Genomic DNA, 21084 nt, shown 5'->3' on the forward strand with positions numbered 1-21084 from the left:
CAGCAATAGGCACGCGTGCCGCAGCACGGTGCAGTGGCCTACAGGTGTGTGACGGCAATTTTGCCGCGGGTTTGGCTGGCATCGTGGAACGTGGCCTGTGGCCCGTTACGCCATTGCTCCAGCAACTGCGCCTGACGCTGGTAGGCGTTGGCCAAGTAGCGTTCTTTCACCGCGCCGAAGCCACGCACGCTGTCTGGCAGGTTGGCGAGATCCTGCGCCAGGGCAAGTTTTTCCACACTCAGGCCCACCAGCACTTCATCGAGGATCGCTTCGTAGTTGGCCAGCCAGGCACGTTCGACTTTGCGCTCATGGGTATACCCAAACGGGTCGAGCCAGGTATTGCGCACGCCTTTGAGCTTGGCCAGCAGTTTGAAACCCTGCAGCATCCAGGGCCCGAAGCTGCGTTTTTTCGCCTCAGCGCCGGGTTTGTTTCGGTTAAGCACCGGCGGCGCCAAATGAAAGCTCAGGCGGTAGTCGCCCTCGAACTGGGCCTGGATGTTTTTCAGGAAGCTGCCATCGGTGAACAGCCGCGCCACTTCGTATTCATCCTTCATCGCCAGCACTTTGAAGTAATGCCGGGCGACACTGGCCGACAGCTCGCCCGGCTGCCCGAGCAGGGCGGTTTCGGCCGCCACGAACTGCTCGACGCGGTGCTGGTAGCGCAGGCCCAGCGCGGCGTTCTGATAGGCAGTGAGAACGGTCACGCGGCGCGCCACGCTTTGTTCCAGACCCTGGGAAAGCACGCGGTCGGCGCTCTGCACTTTGGCCGCATGCAGCTTGCGCAACACGCGCGGCAGATCTTGCGCACTGCGCCGGCCCCAGGCGAAGGCTGACAAATTGAACGCCACCGCTGTGCCGTTCAGTTCAATGGCTTGCAGCAATGCAGCTTCACCTACTGGCAACCAGCCTTTTTGATACGCATAGCCGAGCATGAAGGTGTTGGTGGCAATCGAATCGCCCATCAGCGCCGTGGCAATCTTGCTCGCATCGACAAAGTCTGCCTGGGCGTGGCCGACGGCTTCGACAATCTGTGCGCTCATACCTTGAGTCTGGAAGGTCGGATCCGGGTGTTTAAGCAAGTCGCCGCTTTCTGCCTGCAGGGCAAAGGTGCGTACGAACGCGCTGGTGATGCTTTCTTCGCAGTTGACCAGCGCATGGGTCACGCCCTGGCGCAGTTTCGACAGGGTTTCGGTATTGGCACTCACCACCAGATCGCAGCCCAGCAGCAACCCGGCTTCACCTTCGGCGATACGAGGTGCGAACAGCTGTTCCTGGCGTGCGGCGATGCGGATATGCGACCACACCGCGCCGCCCTTTTGTGCCATGCCGGCCATGTCCAGGTTGAGCGTGCCTTTGCCTTCGATAAAGGCCGCCATGCCGAGCAGGGCGCCAATGGTGACCACACCGGTGCCGCCGACGCCCGTCACCAGAATGCTGTAAGGCTCGTCGAGGGCGACTGTGGTCGGTGTCGGCAAGTCCCAGGTTTCTTCCGTGTTGGCCAGGGGCTTGGGTTTGCGCAGTGTGCCGCCTTCGACCGTGACAAAGCTGGGGCAAAAACCGCTGAGGCAGGTGAAGTCCTTGTTGCAGGACGACTGATCGATTTCGCGCTTGCGCCCGAACTCGGTTTCCACGGCCACCACCGACATGCAGTTGGACTTGCTGCTGCAGTCGCCACAGCCTTCGCACACGGCTTCGTTGATCACCACGCGGCGCGCCGGGTCAGCAAATTTGCCGCGTTTGCGGCGCCGGCGTTTTTCGGCGGCGCAAGTCTGGTCATAGATGATCGCGGACACGCCCTTGAACTGGCGCAGCTCTTGCTGCACCGCGTCCATTTTGTCGCGACGCAGCACGGGTACGCCGTCGGCCAGGTCATCGATGTGCTCGTATTTATCGACGTCCTCGCTGACCACGACAATGCGCTGCACGCCCTCGGCGGCCAGCTGCCGGCTGATTTGCGCGACGCTCAGACTGCCGTCTACGGGCTGGCCGCCGGTCATGGCTACCGCATCGTTGTAGAGGATCTTGTAGGTGATCTGGACCTTGGCGGCGACGGCCGCGCGAATCGCCAGAATGCCGGAGTGAAAGTAGGTGCCGTCGCCCAGGTTGGCAAATACATGCTCGGTGGCCGTGAAGGGCGCCTGGCCGATCCAAGCCACACCTTCGCCGCCCATCTGGCTGAAGGTCTGGGTTTGTGGGTAGATCCACGCCGCCATGTAATGGCAGCCGATACCAGCCAATGCGCGGCTGCCTTGAGGCACCTTGGTCGATGTGTTGTGGGGGCAACCGGAGCAGTAGTGCGGCACGCGGTCCATCAGGTTGCTGAACTGGTGTTTGCTCGCCAATTGCGCGTCCAGCACCGCCAGGCGCACCTGCAGCGGCCCGCTTTGATGCAGGCGCAAAATGCGCTTGGCCAGGGCTCGGGCAATCATTGCCGGGGTCAGGTCGTTGATGGCAGGCAGCAGCCAGTCGGTGTGGGGCAGTCCCCACTCACCCTTGTCATCGAACTTGCCGACGATGCGCGGGCGCACGTCTTCGCGCCAGTTGTAGAGCTCTTCTTTCAATTGGTATTCGATCAGGTGGCGCTTCTCTTCCACCACCACAATCTCTTCCAGGCCTTCGGCAAACTGGCGAATGCCCTCGGCCTCCAGGGGCCAGACCATGCCGACCTTATACACGCGCAAGCCGATCTGTTGCGCGAGGGTGTCATCGATGCCGAGAACCTTCAGTGCCTGGCACACGTCCAGGTAGGACTTGCCGGACGTGACGATGCCGATGCGTGCGTTGGGCGAGTCCATGACAATGCGGTCGAGGCGGTTAACCCGTGCATAGGCCAGGGCAGCGTACAGTTTGTGCTCCAGCAGGCGTTGTTCCTGCGCCAACGGTGGGTCGGGCCAGCGGATATTCAAGCCGCCCTGGGGCAGGACGATGTCCGGGATCAACGGTTGCACGCGATGGATGTCGATATCCACAATCGCGGCGCTTTCCACGGTGTCGGCGACGGCCTTGAGCGCCACCCAGCACCCGGAATAGCGCGACATGGCCCAGCCATGCATGCCGTAGTCGAGGTATTCCTGTACGCCCGAAGGCGCCAGCACCGGCATCATCACCGCCTTGAAAATATGCTCGGTCTGGTGCGGCAGCGAAGAGGAGCGGGCGCCATGGTCATCGCCGGCAATCGCCAGCACACCGCCGAATGCCGACGTGCCGGCGGCATTGGCGTGGCGGAACACATCACCACAGCGGTCCACCCCCGGGCCCTTGCCGTACCACATGCCAAACACACCGTCGTAGGTCGCGCCTTCGAACAGATTGACCTGCTGGGTGCCCCAGATCGAGGTCGCCGCGAGGTCTTCGTTCATGCCCGGGTGGAACACCGTGTGGTGCTCCTTGAGGTAATCGCGCGCTTTCCATAGTGCCTGGTCGAACCCACCCAATGGCGATCCGCGGTAGCCGGAAATGAACCCGGCGGTATTCAAGCCATTGGCCAGGTCGCGCTGGCGCTGCATCAGCGGCAGGCGCACCAGCGCTTGAATACCAGTGAGCAGAACGTGTCCGCTGTGCTGAACGTACTTGTCTTCCAGAGACGGCGACGCACTCATGCTGATCCTCCAGACTTTATTTTTATGGCGTCGCCGGGAGCACGGCGCAGCCTTGTTCGCCGCAGTCTAGGCAGCAGGCCTGGCATCGTAAAATCACAAAAACACCCTGCAGGTATTGGCTTTTCAGATACCTGGGCGCGTTTGCACGGCGCGTGCATTTGGGCGATAGCAAAACGCATTTGGACGATAGCGTTGCGCGTTGTGAGCCGTCGCCACGTGCCGTCTACTGCAGCTCACAACGAAACCCACAGCCCTCGGCTGCCAATAACAATAAATGTGACGGGAGTGTTGATGAGCAACCCAAAACTGAAGCCACTGCGATTGGCCATCTGGTTCAGCCTGAGCACCGGTGCGGTGTCTGCGGGCGTGACACACGCCGCCGAAATTGATACGGGCAATCCTGACTTATCGGCGCGCTGGGACAATACCGTGCGTTACAATCTGGGCGTGCGTGCCGAGTCACGGGACTCGGCGCTGGCGCGTAACGCGAGTTATGACGAGTCCGATGCCAAGTTCGATCGCGGCGACGTGGTGACCAACCGGGTCGACCTGATGAGTGAGTTGGAGGTCGCCTACAAGCAGTATCACGGTGTGCGCATCAGTGGCGCAGCATGGTACGACCAGGCCTATGACGACACGGACGTCAAGACCGCCGATGGCAATGTCTACTACCCCGGCGCCGTTCCCGGGCCGAGTACGCCGAGCTACCGGGGTGGGCAATATTCGGGCTTTACCAAGCGTTATCACCGTGGCCTCAGCGGCGAGTTGCTCGACGCCTTTGCCTTCACCCGGTTTGACCTGGGTGAAATTCCCGTCAGTGTGCGCGCCGGCCGCCACACGGTGTATTGGGGCAACGGCTTGTTGATCGCCGGGCATGCCATCTCCTACTCGCAGGCGCCGCTGGATGGGCGTAAGGCTGTGAGTAATCCGGGTACCGAAACGCGCGAAATCTTCTTGCCGCTGACGCAGCTTTCTACCCAGGCGCAAATCACTGACAAGTTATCGGTTGCCGCGCAGTATTTCCTCGAGTGGGACACCACCCGCGCACCGGAAGGCGGCACCTACCTGGCCTCGGCGGATGTGGCGTTGCAAGGGCCGAATCAATTGCCGTTGCTCAGCGGGGTCACGCGGCCACTGGTCGACCCGCTCAAGCCTAAAAACGCCGGTAACTGGGGCGTGATGGGCACCTATAGCCTAGATTGGCTGCATTCGGATGTGAGCCTGTATTACCGCGAGTTCGCCGACTACAACCCCTGGGGCCTGCAAGTGGCACCCACGTTTGCCCGTTACGTCTACCCCAAGGACGTCAAGCTCTACGGCCTGGGGTTTTCCGCCGGGCCATTGCTGGGCGGTGGCTCCCTAGGCGTCGACCTGTCGTACCGGCAGAACACGTCGCTGGTCTCCAGCAACATCAGCACCGTCGACAACGAAGGCGCCCGGGGCGACACCTGGCACATGGTGGTCAACGGCCTGTGGTTGCTGCCGCGCACCGCATATTTCGACACCGGCAACCTGATTGTCGAGACCGCGTTCAGCCATGTGCAACGGGTGACCGAGCACGCGGAGTTGTTCAAGGGCGAAGGGTACGGCGGGTGCCCGTCCGGGCAGGACAAACACTACGGTTGCGCGACCAAAAACTATGTCGGCATGGCGGTCAGTTTTGCCCCGCAATGGTTGGGGGTGTTTCCCGGTTGGAATATCTCGACCCCCATGAGTGTGGACTACGGCGTGTACGGCAATGCCGCCACCGGCGGTGGCAACGAAGGCAAATACACCTGGAAGGCGGGCATCAAGGGCACTTACGACGAGCGCTATGACGTGACCTTGTCGTACATCGGCTATGGCAGCGAGCGTAAATACGCAAACGTCCCCGGCGTGGGTAAAACCGTGGTCGGCGGCAGCGGCGATGTGGGGCTTACGGACCGTAACTGGGTGTCGCTGAGCCTCAGTACTGCTTTCTGATACGCCTCGCAGGTTAATGCAGCGACTTCATTTGAACGGAGAGCGTTATGACGGTTGATTTCTATGCGGCGGTTGATGATTCACCTCGGTCCGAATGTGGGAGGGGGCTTGTTCCCGATAGCAGTGTGTCGATTGATGGAGAGGCTGGAGCACAGGACGTATCCGTTGCTGCGGTAACGGCTGCTTATGGTTGCGTTCTTACAGCGGGACACTTTTGCAGGGACCCAGCAGTCACCAAAAGGTCCTCGCCTCACCACTCGGTGCCTCGCTTGGGCTCGGCATGCCCTCACGCAGGCTTTGGCCAGCGTGGTTTGACGTGGCGATTGAGATCACAAGCCGATCAAAAGCCAGGTCAAAAGCTGAAGCCCTCGTTGGCTGGTTTTTCACAGGTTCTCGCGGGTGTGAGTGCCGGGTTGGTGGCGTTGGTTTTTGTAGGTTCCGCAGCGGCGGATGATGCCTATACGACGGCTGATCTCGGCGGCAAACTCACGCCATTCGGCGCCATTGTGGCGGGGAATGCGGCGGGGACTATCCCGGCGTATGACGGCGGTTTGAAAGTCCCGGCGGGGTTGGTTCCCGGCGACGGCAACTGGCCTAATCCGTTTGCCGGGGAGAAACCGCGCCTGCGCATCACCGCAGCCAACGTCGACCAGTACAAGGACCAACTGGCGGCCGGGCAGGTGCAGTTGCTCAAGCAAAACCCGACGACCTACTACCTTGAGGTGTACCCCACGCACCGAACCGCGACATTCCCGGCCAACTTCCTGGCTGCCAGCCAGCGCAATGCCAACCGTCAGGATTGCCGAACCGAAAACGACGGGCTGTCGATCAGCGAAGGCTGCCGGGGTGGCCTGCCATTTCCATTGCCCAAGGACGGACACGAGGTCATGTGGAACTACATCCTCAACTATCAGGGCGTCAATGGTTGGGACTGGAACCACAGCGCCTACGTGGTCAACCAGGGGCACCCGACGCTGACCAATACCAACCGCTCTACCGGCGAGAAACCTTTCTACCAATTGGGTGTGCCGGGGCGCGACCCAAAAATCGGCCAGCGCATCTGGTCGTTCATCGTCGCCCCGGCCCGTACGGCTGGGCAGGCATCCGGCTATTGGGACTACCTGGACCCGGTCGCGGATGCGCGTTATGCCTGGAGCTACAGCACCGGCCAGCGACGCGTGCGCAAGGCCCCGGAATTCAACTACGACACCCCCAATTCGGCGTTTGGCGGCGTGGCGTTCTACGACGAAATCTTCCTGTTCTCCGGAAAAATGGACCGCTTTGACTGGAAGCTGGTGGGCAAGCAAGAGATGTTCATCCCTTACAGCAACTACGCGCTGAAATGGGGCTGCGACATGCAGAAGAAGCTGATGCCCAAGCACATCAACCCCGACTGCGAACGTTGGGAACTGCACCGAGTGTGGGTCGTCGAGGCGACTCGCAAGGACGGTGTGCGTCACGCCCACAAAAAGCGCCGCTACTACATCGACGAGGATACGTTTGGCGCTGCCGTGTACGACGCCTGGGATGACAGCGGGGCGCTGTTCCGTACGGGCTCGCAGTTCAACATTGAGGCCTACGGCATACCCAACAACCCGCAGCAGGATTCCTACGCGCTATACGACTTCACGCGTGACCAATACGGCATGTTTGGCAATGGCCCGACCCGCTACCGCGCGGCGCCAGTCTCCGAGCGCGAGGCTAACCCGCAGACCATCGCCGGCGGCCAGACACGCTGACCCCAAGCTCTATGTGGGCGTCGTGCAGGGCGCCCTTTTTTTCCGCATTGCGAGATATTTATGAGCCAGCATTTAAAACGCCTGGACGGCAAAGTGTGCGTGATTACCGGCGCAGGCAGTGGCATCGGTCGGGCCTCGGCCTTACGGTTTGCCGAGGAGGGTGCCAGGGTCGTGGTGACGGATCTGTTCCTCGAATCGGCCCAGCGTGTAGCAACCGAAATCGGCCCGCAGGCCCTGGCGCTAAAGGTCGATGTCGGCGATGAGGACCAGCTGCGGCACATGATTGAAGCCACGGTGCAAACCTTCGGGCGTATCGACGTGCTCTTCAATAATGCGGTGTACCGCAACCCGGCAACTACTCGGGATGTCGACTTCATCAACTTCAATACCGAGCTGTTTCACAACTGCATGCGCGTGAATGTGTTGGGCGGTGTGCTGGCGTGCAAGTACGCGTTGCCGCACATGTTGGCCCAGGGCAGTGGGTCCATTCTGTTTACCTCGTCCACCAGTTCGATCGCCGGCGAAATCTCCCAATTCAGCTATGGCGCGTCCAAGGCCGCGTTGAACTGGTACGTGCAAACCATCGCCGCAACCTTTGGCAAACGCGGCATCCGCTGCAACGGCATCCTGCCCGGCGTGATCCGCACGCCGGCCATGGAAAGCTGGGCCACCGAAGCGATGCAGGCGGCCTTCCTCGACCTGCAAAACGTGCCCCACCTGGGCGAACCGCGCGACATCGCCGCGATGGCCGCGTTTCTGGCCACCGACGATGCCGCCTATGTCAACGGCACCTTGATGCGCGTCGACGGCGGCATGAGCTGCGGTACGCCGATGGTCCCCGTGGTGCGCAACTTGCTGCTGCCGCAGGCCTCAGCCTGACTCTCCCTATTCCCGACAAAGGAGCGCCACCGATGGCCCACGAACAGGAACACTTCATTCTCGACATGCTGGCGGCCTGGGGTGATGGCTCCGACGCCAGCCGGCCGGATATCGAACGCATCATGGCCACCTTCGCTGAAGATGCCGTATGGCAACTGTGGGTGCCCGGAGGCCCGGTGATTAGCGGGCGCGCAGCGTTGCGCCGGGAGATAGAGCGGCAGATGAGTTACGTCACCCACAACCGCTGCACCACCCGGCACATCGTGTCTTCGGCGCGCGTGGTGATGACCGAGCGCGATGATTACTGTGTCAACAATGGCGTGCCGATGCCGCACTCGATGGTGGCGGTGTACGAGCTGAATGAACAGGGCCTGATCTGTGCCTGGCGTGAGTACCTCGATACCGCCGATCTGGCGAAGAAAAAGGGTGTACCGCTGGCAGAGGTGGGTGGCCCGAACGCTGGCGCTGCCAGTGCCAATTGATAGCGGCGCTGGCCTTCAGCGCCTGATGGAGATCGACATGCAAACAACCGAGAGCCCGACCGCTGACGCCGTTGAAGCAAAGCTGCGCACCTTCGTTGAAGCACTGCTGGGCGGTAAGGTCACAGCCATGCAGCGCCTGTTGCGCTGGCGCCCAGCTTGGAACCTGCAACTGCAACGGGGTGAAGAAACCCTGCAGCTGCATATTCGTGGCGAGCGCGGCGGCGATGTCAGTCCGTTTCCTGAACTGCGGCGCGAGGCGGATATCCTCACCCAGCTCAAGCAGCAGGGCGTGCCGGTACCGCATATCTACGGGCTGTGCGAAGACCCGCAGGCCATCGTGATGGAACTGGTTCCCGGCAGCCGTGACGTCTCCACTGCCAAAGATGACGCCGAACGCCACAGCGTGGCTCGTCAGTGGGTCGCGGCCATGGCGCGCATGCACCAGCTACCGCTGCAGCCGTTTGTCGAACAGGGCATCGATTTGCCCAGCACGGCAGAGGACATCGCTCTGGCGGGGCTGTATGCCTACTCGCCCTTGTATGAGCGCAACAAGACGCGTGCCCAGCCCCTGGCCGAGTTCGCCCTGGGCTGGCTACGGCGCAATGTGCCGCAGCATCGCACCCGGCCCGGCTTCGTGCAGTACGACTCGGGGCAGTTTCTGTTCGAAAATGGCCAGGTGCACGGCCTGTACGACTTTGAGTTCGCAATGATCGGCGACCCGCTGGCCGACCTGGCCTCGGCACGCATGCGTGACAATTACGAACCCTTGGGCGATAGCTTTGCCGCGCTGTACCGCCATTACCAAACGCTGACCGGTGAGCCGGCCGACCCCGATGTGGTGCGCTTCCACACCTTGCTGTTTGCCACGGTCAGCACCCTGCAGTTCTCCGCCTCGGTGGCCACGCCGCAACCGGGCGACCCGCATGACACCTACACCGAATTCGATCTGGCGCTGCGCCGGGTGGTAGTGCACGCGCTGGCCGAAGCCATGGGCGTACCGTTGCACACGCCACACCTGCCGATTGTCGACAGCGGTCCGAATGCCCAGCTGCTGACCATGCTGACGGACGCGCTGGCGCAAGTGGAGGTCACCAGCGACTTCCAGCAAACCAAACTGCGTGCGGTGGGCAAATTGGTGGAGTACCTCGGTCGCGGAGACGCCATGGAGCTGAAACTTCGCGAGCTCGAACAACACGAGGCGCAAACCTTGCTGGACCGCACCTTCGGCGACTACAGCGAAATCGAGGTGGCCCTGGAGGCCTTCGTTAAAAGCGCGGGGCCCGAATATGACGAGCCGCTGCTGCGCTTGTTCATGGCCCAGGTCGAGCGTCGGCTGCTGGTGTATGGCAGCACAGCGATCGGTGCCTCTGCCAGCCACATCGACCTGCCACCTGTGAGCTGAGGAAACCTGTATGTCTGATCCGGATTTTGTGCAGCGCTACGGCCCCTGGGCCGTGATCGCCGGCGCCTCCCACGGCGTGGGCGCAGCCTTTGCCCATCAGCTCGCGGCCTGTGGCCTCAATTGTGTGTTGGTGGCCCGCCGCGCCGAGCCGCTGGCCGAACTCAAGGCGCAGCTTGAGCGTGAGTATGCCGTCGAAGTATTGGCCGTGGTCCAGGACCTGGCCCGGCACGATGCCTGTGAACACCTGGTGGCCGCTGTCGGCACACGGCATGTCGGGTTGTTTGTGTACAACGCCGGCGGCGATCCCTATATCACTCGGTTCATCGCCACCCCGGCGGACGACTGGGAGCGCCTGCTCTGTCTCAACAGCCTGACTGTGATGCGCTGCAGTCACGCCTTTGGCGGCGCCATGCTCGAGCGCGGGCGTGGCGGGCTGCTGCTGGTCGGGTCCCAGGCGGCACTCGGCGGCGTGCGCAAACTGGCGATGTACAGCGCCAGCAAAGGGTTCGCGTTGAACCTGGGCGAATCGCTCTGGGCGGAATGGAAGGACCAGGGAGTAGATGTCCTTAACGTGCTGATCGGCACCGTCGACACCCCCACCATGCGCGAGGCGATGGTCAAGCTGAACATTCCCGATGCCCTGGACATGGTCCTGCCCCAAGCCGAGGAGCTGGCGCTGTGGGCGCTGCAGAATCTGGCCGAAGGCCCGACGCTGATTCATCCCCAGGACACCCTGTGCGACTCACCGGGCCAGGCGCGGCGCGAGCACGTGCTGGCGACGAGCGCGCAAGCGGCTGTGTTCATTGGCAAAGACTGAGGTGATGCACCATGAAAGGCTTCGATAACGCTGAGTTCAAACGCAGCTGGAGAGTATTGGTGCTGGCCCTGGTCGGCGTCGCCACCAGTTCCAGTTCATTGCTGCTGTACAGTTTCAGTTCCATGGTGATTCCCCTGCAAAGCGCCATGGGCTGGGATCGCGCGCAATTGCAGGCAGCTATTACTGCCCTGTCCCTGGGCACTATCGTCGCCTCGCAGTTGGCCGGCTGGCTCAACCTGCGCTATGGCCTGCGGGCGGTCACTCTGGTGTCGTTGGTTACGTTATCCCTGAGTGTCTGGGCCATGACCGGCATCAACGGTTCGATCTGGAGCCTGTACCTGGGTTTTTTCCTGGTACCACTGGCCGGGCTGGGCACCTTGCAGGTGACCTGGTCGCACCTGGTCAACCTGTGGTTCGATGAAAACCGTGGGCTTGCGCTGGCCATTATTCTCAGTGGTTCAGGGCTGGCGGCCATCGGCTTGCCGTTGATCACCGCCTGGGCTATCAACCGCTGGAACTGGCAGGCAGGGTTCCTCGCACTCGGGCTGTTGCCGCTGTTGCTGGCGTTGCCCCTGGCCCTGCGCTGGCTGATGTCGACCGCCGACGCCCGGCACACCAGCACAACGAGCACGGCACTGGCCGGCGGTTTGTTGTTGAGCGAAGCTCTGCGCTCTTGGCGATTTTGGGTGTGCAACCTGTCGATGACCCTGGTAGTGGCGTGCGTGGTGGGCATGGTCACCAACATTGTGCCGTTGTTGCAGGACCGGGGCTTGAGCGCGCTGCAGGCCAGCCAGGTATTCAGCAGCTTTGGCGTGTCGTTGATTCTCGGGCGATTGGTGGTGGGCTACCTGATTGACCGGCTTTGGGCACCGGCGGTGGCGTCACTGGCGCTGCTGATGCCAGCGTTTGCCTGCGGGATTTTTGCCTACGGTGATTCGACGATCGGCCTGTACATTCTCGCGACCTTACTCGTGGGCGTGGGCGCAGGTGCCGAGTTCGATATCGCCGCGTTCCTGATCGCACGCTACTTCGGCATGCGCGACTACGGGCGCCTGTTTGGTGCGCACTTGGGCTTGATTACTGCCGGCGCGGCGCTGTCACCCTTGTTGTTTGCCCTGTTGTACAAAGTCACCGGCGGCTACTCGGCGATGCTGTTGTTCAGCGGCATCTGTTTTGTGGGCGGTCCTTTGCTACTGCTGACGCTTGGCGGTTATCCGCGCCATCAAGGGCAGGCATTGGCGGCTACGTAAAATCGCCATCAGTAAAATATATGGACAATAAATAGAAATGTGTTCAATTATTGCGTCATGCGCAACCTGAAAACAAAACAGACAAGGAGAATGCGATGCGTGCAGCCATCATTACCGAGCGCAATGCGCCGCCTGTAGTCCAGGATTTCCGCGAGCCGCAGGCTCAGGAGGGCGCAGTACTGATTGATGTGGATACCGCCGGGCTTGGCGGCTGGGACGTGCTGGGCGCTTATCGCCTGGGTGTCGAATACCCGTGTGTGATTCGCGGTGAGGGCGTGGGCCGTGCCCCGGATGGTCGTCGGGTGTATTTCGGCGAGCGTTCGGTGTTGCCGTTCGGCGCCTGGGCAGAACGCACCCTGGTAACTGCGGCCGAAGTCTGGAACGTGCCGGATGATGTCGACGACAAGACGGCCATCAGCATGGGGATCGCAGCAACAGGCGCCATCGTGCCGTTGGAAAAAGCCCAGATCCAGAAGGGCGAGAAGGTGCTGATACTCGGCGCCACCGGCACCCTTGGCCAGATCGCACTGCAACTGGCGCGGGGCATGGGCGCCGGCAAAGTCGTGGGTGCTGCGCGTTCCTCTGAGGCGTTGGGCCGCCTGAAATCCCGGGGGATTGCCGACGAGGTGGTGACCCTGGGCGGCAGCGATGATGTTGCCGCGCTCAAGGACGCCGCCGACGGCGGGTTTGATGTGGTGCTGGACCTGGTCTGCGGCCAACCAATGTTGACGTCCTTGAAGGCGACCAACTGGGGCGCGCGAATCATGACCATCGGCACCGGCGCCGGGCGCCAGTTGAATCTGGATATCGCCGACCTGCTGTTTCGCAATTTGTCGTGCATCGGCACCGGTCAACGCCCGCCCGCCGACCGCGAGCAGATCTGGCTGCGCTTGCTGAGTATCGCCAAAGAGCAGCATATCGAGGTCGATTACCTCGATTTCACGCTCGACCAGGCAGCCGAAGCCTGGGCGGCGCAGGTCAGTGGCCCGCACGCAAAAATTACCGCAACTATTCGACGTTAGGTCGTCAGGCAGTAGCGCCCCTGAAAGGGCGCCCTTTACCGTTGGCGCTGGCGGCGAAACTCTTCCGGCGTCACGCCCAGTTCCTTGCGGAAGGCGGCGCCAAAAGCGGCGGCGTTGTTGAAGCCTGACTGATAAGCCACCTGCTTGACCAACAAATGCGGGTCGGCCAATAACGCCATGGCGGTTTGCAGGCGGCATTGCGCGGCGTAGCGGCGCAGGGTCATGCCTGTGGTGTTTTTGCAGCGGCTGGAGAGGGTGCGCAACGGCAAGTCGCATGCCTGGGCCAGGCGCTGCAGCGAGCACTCGACGTCGGGGCTGGCATCCAGCAGTTCGCGCAGGAATTTAAGTTGCCCGGGGCTGAGTTTTTCGCCGCTGGCACCTTCTGAAATACCGCTGGCAGGTGCATCGATGTATTCGCGGCGCAGGTCCAGGGCAATGCTGGTAAGCAGGCATTCGGTCTGCAGTTCGCTGGCGAAGCTGGGTTGAGCCACTTCTTCGGCCAGACGCTGCAACGAGGCATGCAGGTAGTGACTTTTCAGGTTGAGCATGGATTCGTGGACGTTGTCTTGCCAGTTCCAGCGGTAGCATCCCAGCACGCCCAAGGCGGCAGGGTCGAAGACGCAGACAAGCGCCTTTTGCGCGCACGCGTCGTGGCGCAAGTGGAACTGGGTGTCGTGGGGAATGAACAGCAGTTTCCCCAGCGGCTGGAATGCATGCCCTGCGCGGCTGGAAAAACTGCCGCAATTGGGGTTGTCATGCGCACTGGCAGGCAGCATCAGGCGCAGCAGGCAGCTGTCGCCGGTTTCAATCAGGGCCGTGCCGCTGTTGGACCACTGGGCGTGTTCAATGCGGATGTCGAAGCCTTGCTTGGCCACTGAGGCTTCGGTGAGGAAATGCCCCGTGTCTTCACAGTCGTACTCGCTGTATTGGATCGTGTTCATTTTTCTACCTTCAGCGATTTTTATTGTTGGTGCTGAAATTCGAGGGTCAGCGCTTCCAAGGGGCGCAGCCTGACCCGAGTGTACCCAGCGCGCGGACTGAGCTGTTTCATATATTCAGGTGGCAGGTATCAGGAAATCAGATGACCAAAGGCAAAGATATTTCCATGCGCCAGTTGCGCTATTTCGTGGCCGCCGCCGACGCCGGGCAGTTTTCCCAGGCGGCACTCAAGGTGCACGTCTCACAATCGGCCATCACCGCCGCAGTGTTGCAACTGGAGGAGTCGCTCGGTGTCAGCCTGTTCGATCGCTTGCCCTACGGCGTTGCGCTGACGGCTGAAGGCAATAAGTTTTCCCAGCATGCCCGGCATATCCTCGACACGCTGCAAGACGCACTCAGCGAGCCACTGTTTCTCAGCCACGGGATGCAAGGCACGGTACGGGTTGGCGCTTCCTACACGGTGCTGGGGTATTTTTTGCCGGCCCTGCTGGCGCGTTTCAAACGCAGCTACCCGTTGGTCGAGGTTGACCTGGTGGACTTGGATCGCCAGAGCATCGAGGCCGCCGTCAGCAGTGGCGAGCTGGACCTGGGCCTGGCAATTGTGTCCAACACCCCGGACCTGCGCGGGTTTGCCCACCATGTGCTGATTCGTTCGCGGCGCCAGCTCTGGCTCTCCAGCCAACACCCGCTGATGGCGGCGGCGTCGATCAACCTTGAAGACGTTGCCGAGCATGCGTATATCCTCGCCACGCTGGATGAAGGCGACACCTCGACGCTGCGTTACTGGGAATCGCGGGGGTTGGCGCCCAAGGTGGCATTTCGCACGTCGTCGCTGGAGGCGCTGAGAGGTTTGGTGGGGCATGGGTTTGGGGTGACGATTCTTTCGGACATGCTGTACCGCGCTTGGTCGCTGGAGGGTAAGAAAATCGAGATACGGCCGTTGGTGGACGTGATTCCGCCCATGGAGTTGGGGTTGATCTGGTTGCCAGATCGGGCTCTGTCGCGGCCGGCCGAGGCGTTTAGGCAGTTTCTGATTATGGCGTGTGCGTCCTGAGTGTTTGTGCGCGGATGTTGATTGGCGGGTTGTGTGGCGAGGGAGGCTGCTCCTGTGGCGGCCTCCCAGGCGCCTCCATTTGCCGGATCCAAACCGGAGCAGACGTGTGGGCCGTCGTGCTGCCGGGTTACCCGCGAATTTAAGCCTTGGTTCGGCCAGCCTGGTTGACTGGGTGCCTGAGATCCAGATCAACAGCAGATCAAAAGCCGCGCATGAGCCGAGCAATAATCACGTTAGGCCTATGCCGGCGAAGGACCAGGCCAGCTCCCATCATTCATCAACGTGTCGAAAGCCTCCGTCATGTCTTGCGCCGAGCCCGGATAATCATGGCGTACCCACCACAGCCACAACCCTAGCAACGCGCCGACGAAGCAACGCACGGCGACTTCTCCGCGTAGTTTTGTGGCCTGGTACAGGCCCTGCTCGCGGTAGTGTTCGCGTACTTGAATGATCAGGATGTTTTCCAGGTGCGCCAGCACCACGCGGTGTCCGGCGCCGCTGAAGAACGATGTGGTGAGTGCGGCATGACGTTCGGTGGCGCCAAACAGCCAGGTCGAGACGTCCAGCACTACGCGCCGGTCGCCCTGGGCGTCGGTGAGCTTGGTGGCCGGTACGCCGATAATTTCGTAGCCGGCGATGATCAGGTCTTCTTTGTCACGAAAGTGCGCGTAAAACGTCGAGCGCGCCACACCGCTTCGGTCGAGCAGATCCTGCACGGTGATTTCGTTGTAGTCCTTCTCCAGAGCCAGTCGATACATGTTATCCAGCAGCAGATCGCGAGTTCGCTGGGAGCGCAGCAGGTGGCGCTGGTGGCAGTGCGTGTTGTCGAGCCTTTGTGCGGGGGCGGCGTGTGTCATCCGGTACCTCAGCAGCTTTCTTATAGGAATCTTGGCGCCAGGCGAGAGGATTTACCTCGGCGTTGAGGCTTGAATCATGGCATCGACCGCCAAGACAAGCATCTTAGTTTTAGGACATTTTTCAAAAAAGTGTTAATTAAAAGCTGCGATGTCGAACAGATTCGCGGTTCTGTTCGTTGTGGGTTGCTGCCCGGCGCCTTATGTTTTCTGCGGTCCGTCAGAGATCCTGGAGAACAACAATGAGCACTATCTATGACTACATCATTATCGGGGCGGGTTCGGCGGGGTGCGTGCTGGCCAATCGTTTGTCTGCCGACCCGAAGGTTTCGGTGCTGCTGATCGAAAGCGGCCCGGACCACACCAGCCCGCTGATCGCCATGCCACGTGGCATCGGTAAATTGCTCAACCCAGGCAACCCTCATGTATGGAACTACCAGGCCGAGCGCGGCGAAGGCATGGCCAGTGAGCAGTGGCTCAAAGGCAGGACCATCGGCGGTTCCAGCTCGGTCAATGGCATGGTGTATGTGCGCGGAGCGCCAGCGGACTACGACGGCTGGGAAGCCCAGGGGTGTGTCGGTTGGGGCTGGGCCGACATGGGGCGTCAGTTTGTCGCGCTGGAAGATCACCAGTTGGGCAAGAGCCAGTGGCGCGGTGTCGGCGGTCCGTTAAAGGTCACCGTACACCCGGCGGGTGATGCCTTGTGCGATGCGGTGATCAGCGCCGCCGGCGAGTTGGGCGCGGCACGCACCGACGACACCAACCACGTGGACTCGGTGCGCCAGGGCGGCTTCGGTTACCAGCCGCAAACCACCTGGAACGGCCAGCGATTCAGCGCCGCCAAGGCGTTCCTCGACCCAGTGCGTTTGCGCCTGAACCTCACGGTGATGACCGGGACCGACGTACAGCGCATCGAGTTCAACGGTCGCCGGGCCATTGGCGTGCAGATTCGTGCAGGCAAGGCGCGCTTTCAGGTACGCCGCGAAGTGCTGTTGTGCGCCGGCGCCATCGAGTCGCCCAAGCTGTTGCAACTGTCGGGTATCGGCCCTGCCAGTGTGCTGGAGCCATTGGGTATTGCCGTGGTGCAGGATGCTCCCGAAGTGGGTCGCAACCTGCGCGAGCATGTGTACATGGCGATGCAGTACCGAGTGACCCGCGGCAGTTTCAATCACTGCTTTCATGGCCTGGGTTTGCTCGGCGCGCTGGGCCAGTATTTTTTGCGCAAGAAAGGCCCGATGACGCATGCCGCCCACGAAGCGGGTGGCTTTATAAAGACACGGCCGGAGCTTGAGCAGCCGGATGCGCAGATTGGCGTCAGCCTGTATTCCATGGACGGCGATGGCAACAAGGTGGAAATCGACAAACAGCCCGGCCTGACGATCGGCGGCTACTTTCTGCGCCCGCAAAGCCAGGGCGAGGTGCGGATTCAATCTGCCGACCCGTCGGTGCCACCGCAGATCAACGCCCGCTACCTGAGCGCAGAAATCGACCGCACCTCGGCCGTTGCCTTATTCCGCTGGTTCCGTCGCCTGGCGGCCCAAACCGCGCTCAAGCCGTTCATCGTCAAGGAGCTGACCCCCGGCCCGCAGGTACAAAGCGACGAGCAAATCCTCGCGGCATTTCGCCATTACGGCCAGACCGCTTTCCACGTTTCCGGAACGTGCCGCATGGGCGCCGACAGTGCTTCGGTGCTGGACCCGCAACTGCGTGTTCGCGGCGTGGAGGGCCTGCGGGTGGTCGATACCTCTGTGATGCCTTGCCTGGTATCCGGAAACACCAATGCCCCCGCGATGGCGATTGCTATGCGTGCGGCCGAACTGATCACCGGCACACTTTCTGGAGCCAGCACAGCATGACTATTCCTTTTACTCAGCTCGACCAACTTTACATCAACGGTGCCTGGGTCAACGCCGACGGCCCGCGTGAGGAGGTGCTCAACCCCGCCACCGAAGCGGTGATCGGCCTGGCCCCGACGGGCGACCTGCACAGCGCCGACGCCGCACTGGCGGCGGCCCGCGATGCATTCGACAATGGCCCCTGGCCATGGCTGAGCATGGCCGAACGCGCAGGCTATCTGCGGCGCATGCATGCCGCGCTGGTGAGCAAGCGTGAGCAGATCGCCGCACTGATCATTGCCGAAGTCGGCTGTTCCCAAGGCGTGACGTACGCGATGCAGGTGGATATGCCGCTGGCCCACGTGCTGACGGCGATCGAACAATCCCTGCACAGCGACAGTCAGCAGATTCCTGTGCATGCCAACCCCAATCCCTTCAACCCGGGTGGCCCGCTGATCCTCGGCAGTGGCACGGTTGAGCATGAGTCAATTGGCGTGGTGGCCGGTATCACAGGCTACAACTTTCCGTTTTTACTCAACCTCGCAAAGATCTTCCCGGCGCTGCTGGCGGGCAACACCCTGGTGCTCAAGCCTTCGCCGTTTACCCCGTACAGCGCGTTGCTGTTCGGCCAGATCGCCGAGGAAGTCGGCTTGCCCAAGGGCGTACTCAACATTGTCACCGGCGGCATTGAAGTCGGCAGCCTGTTGAGCAGTGACCCCCGGGTAGACATGGTCTCGTTCACCGGCTCCGAAAGCGTCGGCAGCAGCATCATGAGCCAGGCCGCGCCGACCTTGAAACGGATGCACCTGGAGCTGGGTGGCAAGTCGGCGTTGATCGTGCGCGCGGATGCCGACATCCAGGCCACCGCCCTGGGTGCGGTGGCCGGGTTGGCGGTCAACGCTGGCCAAGGGTGTGCATTGCTGACGCGCTTTGTGGTGCATCACTCCGTGCGTGAGGCGTTTGTGCAGTGCGCCAAGGCCGTCGCCAGCCAGTGGAAGGTTGGCGACCCGGCTGACCCCCACGTGATGATGGGGCCGCTGATTCGGGCGTCGCAGCGCGACAAGGTCGAGCATTTCATCCACCAGGGACGCGACGCGGGCGCCACGCTGGTGTGTGGCGGCGGGCGCCCGGCGCATTTGTCGCGTGGTTTTTTCAGCGAACTGACGCTGTTTGATGATGTGCGCAACGACATGCTGATCGCCCAGGAAGAAATCTTCGGGCCGGTGGGGGTGGTGATTGGTTTTGACAGCGACGATGAAGCCGTGGCCATCGCCAACGACTCCCGGTTCGGCCTCAACGCGGCCGTCGCTTCGGCCGATGCCGCAACGGCTTATGCACTGGCCCGGCGCATCCGTGCCGGCAGCGTGTACCTCAATGGCGGCAGCGGAAGCCTGCCATACGCTCCGATCGGTGGCTTCAAGCGCTCCGGCATCGGGCGCGAGTTCGGGCCCAACTGGCTCAAGGAGTTCACCCAGGAAAAATCCATCATCTACCCCATCGGGCGCTAGCCCCGAGGCCTTGATGAGCGCGTGGATCAACCGACTGAAAATAAAAACAAAAGGTGGTTACATGAAACCGATAAATAAGCAGTGGCGTGAGCAAGCCTGGCAGACCCTGGCCTTGCTGGTACTGGTGGGCCAAGGCAGTACGCCACTGGCAGCCGCCATCGAGTTGCCGAATTCCGACTACCGCCTGCGTTGGGACAACACCCTGCGTTACGCCCTGGGCATGCGCATGGAAGACCAGAACCGGCGCATCATGAACAACCCCAGTTACGATGAGTCCGATGGCAAGTTCGACAAGGGTGACATCGTCACCAACCGCGTCGACATCTTGAGTGAAATCGATTTTTCCTTTCGCAAGGAGTGGGGCGCCCGTGTCAGCGCTGCGGGCTGGTTCGACCAGGCGTACCACGACGATAGTGTGCGCAGCCATATAGCCGGCTACCAGAGCAGCTATGACAGCGATCGCTACAGCGGCGAGGTCAAGCGTTATGCCGCAGGGCCCTCGGGGGAAATTCTCGATGCCTTCCTGTGGAAGAACTTCCGGGTGGGCGACACCTCGATCAACGTCAAGGCAGGTCGTCACACCAACTACTGGGGTGAAGGGCTGCTATTCGGCGCGCATGCCGTGTCTTATTCCCAGGCACCTCTGGACGGGGCCAAAGCGGTGACCAGCCCCGGCATCGAAACCAAGGAAGTGTTCTTGCCCATCGGGCAAATTTCGGCGAAGAGTCAAGTTACGGATAACCTGACCCTGGCTGCGCAGTATTTCTATGAATGGGACTACACACGGTTGCCGTATGGCGGCACGTATTTTGGCGCGGCGGACCCGTTTTTCGAAGGCCCCGACCGTCTGCCTGTGGCCCCGGGTTTTTCTTTGAAAAAGGAAAACTCCAAGTTTGGCCGCGACTCCGCCAACTGGGGCGTGATGGCCAAGTATGAGATCGAGGCGATCAGTTCGAACGTCGGCCTGTACTACCGCCAGTTTGACGACTACCAGCCCTGGCTCGCGCCAGAAGTCTCGGCCGCCACTGGCAGCTACCGTCTGGTCTACCCGCGCAATGTCAAGCTGGTTGGCTTGAGTTTTTCCAGGGTATTCGACACCGTCTCGGTGGGCAGCGAGGTGTCGTATCGCAAGGGCGGGGCGCTGAATGCGGTGGGCATCGACCCTACGGACAACGAAGGGCCGCGCGGCGATACGCTGCATTTTGTCGCCAATGCCGTCTACGGCGTACCGCGAAACTTCATAGCCCCCAACGCCACGCTGGTCGCTGAGTTCGCCTACAGCTACCTGCGTAAAGTCACGGACCACGAGGAGTTGTACCTGGGCGAACACAACAATAATTGTGTAGACCCAAGGGTCGGCACGCCGGGCTCGGGCGACAAGCGCGATGGCTGCTCCACGCGTAACTACGCGGCCATGGCCGTCAATTACACACCGCAGTATTTGTCGGTATTCCCGTCCTGGGACATGACCGTGCCGCTGACGGTCAATTATGGCCTGTCGGGCAATGCCGCTTCAGCAGGCGGCGGTAACGAAGGCGCACTGACCTGGTCCGCCGGCGTGCAGCTCACCTATGCCCAGCGTTACGAATTCGGCCTGCGCTACGCCGACAGTGACGCCCAGTCCAAGCGCATCCCTGGCGACACGATTGGGGGCAACGGTGCGGTAGGTGGTACCGACCGTGGCTGGCTGGCCTTCACCTTCAAGACCTCCATCTGATAACGCGAATAAACGGAGTACCTGC

The 21084-nt window shown here is 61.6% G+C and carries 15 protein-coding genes; 12 read left to right on the forward strand and 3 right to left on the reverse strand.

Going from position 1 to position 21084, the window contains the following annotated elements:
• Positions 1-38 precede the first annotated feature (38 nt).
• Entirely contained in the window at positions 39-3599 is a 3561-nt protein-coding gene (locus ACUN0G_RS11355; RefSeq protein WP_445573423.1) for an indolepyruvate ferredoxin oxidoreductase family protein, read from the reverse strand.
• A 291-nt stretch (positions 3600-3890) separates the two neighbouring features.
• Here ACUN0G_RS11355 and ACUN0G_RS11360 point away from each other — a divergent pair, with 291 nt between their 5' ends.
• From ACUN0G_RS11360 to ACUN0G_RS11395, 8 genes are all read left to right on the forward strand, one after another.
• Positions 3891-5561 carry a DUF1302 domain-containing protein gene (locus ACUN0G_RS11360; protein WP_445573424.1) on the forward strand — a complete coding sequence of 557 codons (1671 nt, stop codon included), beginning with the start codon at positions 3891-3893 and terminating at the stop codon, positions 5559-5561.
• Positions 5562-5962: 401 nt separating this feature from the next.
• The gene (locus ACUN0G_RS11365) at positions 5963-7300 is read left to right on the forward strand and encodes a DUF1329 domain-containing protein (protein ID WP_445573425.1); all 1338 of its coding nucleotides are present in this window, start codon (positions 5963-5965) and stop codon (positions 7298-7300) included.
• Between the two features lie 60 nt (positions 7301-7360).
• The gene (locus ACUN0G_RS11370) at positions 7361-8179 is read left to right on the forward strand and encodes an SDR family NAD(P)-dependent oxidoreductase (RefSeq protein WP_445573426.1); all 819 of its coding nucleotides are present in this window, start codon (positions 7361-7363) and stop codon (positions 8177-8179) included.
• A gap of 32 nt (positions 8180-8211) precedes the next feature.
• Positions 8212-8661 (forward strand): nuclear transport factor 2 family protein, encoded by a 450-nt coding sequence (locus ACUN0G_RS11375; protein WP_445573427.1) that lies wholly within the window; start codon positions 8212-8214, stop codon positions 8659-8661.
• A 37-nt stretch (positions 8662-8698) separates the two neighbouring features.
• The gene (locus ACUN0G_RS11380; protein ID WP_445573428.1) at positions 8699-10063 is read left to right on the forward strand and encodes a phosphotransferase; all 1365 of its coding nucleotides are present in this window, start codon (positions 8699-8701) and stop codon (positions 10061-10063) included.
• Between the two features lie 10 nt (positions 10064-10073).
• On the forward strand, positions 10074-10880 hold the full coding sequence (locus ACUN0G_RS11385; RefSeq protein WP_445573429.1) for an SDR family NAD(P)-dependent oxidoreductase: 807 nt from the start codon (positions 10074-10076) through the stop codon (positions 10878-10880).
• A gap of 11 nt (positions 10881-10891) precedes the next feature.
• Positions 10892-12130, forward strand: a complete 1239-nt coding sequence (locus tag ACUN0G_RS11390; protein WP_445573430.1) for an MFS transporter — start codon at positions 10892-10894, stop codon at positions 12128-12130.
• A gap of 95 nt (positions 12131-12225) precedes the next feature.
• The gene (locus ACUN0G_RS11395) at positions 12226-13152 is read left to right on the forward strand and encodes a quinone oxidoreductase family protein (protein ID WP_445573431.1); all 927 of its coding nucleotides are present in this window, start codon (positions 12226-12228) and stop codon (positions 13150-13152) included.
• Between the two features lie 35 nt (positions 13153-13187).
• Here the strand turns inward: ACUN0G_RS11395 and ACUN0G_RS11400 are convergent, their stop codons facing one another.
• Positions 13188-14093: a helix-turn-helix domain-containing protein gene (locus tag ACUN0G_RS11400; protein WP_057023692.1), complete on the reverse strand. Its 906-nt coding sequence runs from the start codon at positions 14091-14093 to the stop codon at positions 13188-13190.
• A 140-nt stretch (positions 14094-14233) separates the two neighbouring features.
• Here ACUN0G_RS11400 and ACUN0G_RS11405 point away from each other — a divergent pair, with 140 nt between their 5' ends.
• Positions 14234-15145 carry a LysR family transcriptional regulator gene (locus ACUN0G_RS11405; protein ID WP_445573432.1) on the forward strand — a complete coding sequence of 304 codons (912 nt, stop codon included), beginning with the start codon at positions 14234-14236 and terminating at the stop codon, positions 15143-15145.
• A 239-nt stretch (positions 15146-15384) separates the two neighbouring features.
• Here the strand turns inward: ACUN0G_RS11405 and ACUN0G_RS11410 are convergent, their stop codons facing one another.
• On the reverse strand, positions 15385-16002 hold the full coding sequence (locus ACUN0G_RS11410) for a TetR/AcrR family transcriptional regulator (protein ID WP_445573433.1): 618 nt from the start codon (positions 16000-16002) through the stop codon (positions 15385-15387).
• A gap of 239 nt (positions 16003-16241) precedes the next feature.
• Between ACUN0G_RS11410 and ACUN0G_RS11415 the strand changes: the two genes are divergently transcribed.
• The 3 genes from ACUN0G_RS11415 (at position 16242) to ACUN0G_RS11425 (ending at position 21059) form a co-directional block, all read left to right on the forward strand.
• Positions 16242-17855, forward strand: coding sequence for a GMC family oxidoreductase (locus ACUN0G_RS11415; RefSeq protein ID WP_445573434.1), 1614 nt, complete (start codon positions 16242-16244; stop codon positions 17853-17855).
• Positions 17852-19342, forward strand: coding sequence for an aldehyde dehydrogenase family protein (locus ACUN0G_RS11420; protein WP_445573435.1), 1491 nt, complete (start codon positions 17852-17854; stop codon positions 19340-19342). Before ACUN0G_RS11415 ends, ACUN0G_RS11420 begins: the two co-directional genes overlap by 4 nt.
• Positions 19343-19403: 61 nt before the next feature.
• Positions 19404-21059, forward strand: a complete 1656-nt coding sequence (locus ACUN0G_RS11425; RefSeq protein WP_445573436.1) for a DUF1302 domain-containing protein — start codon at positions 19404-19406, stop codon at positions 21057-21059.
• Positions 21060-21084 lie beyond the last annotated feature (25 nt).

This window comes from Pseudomonas sp. 32A (genome assembly GCF_052682255.1).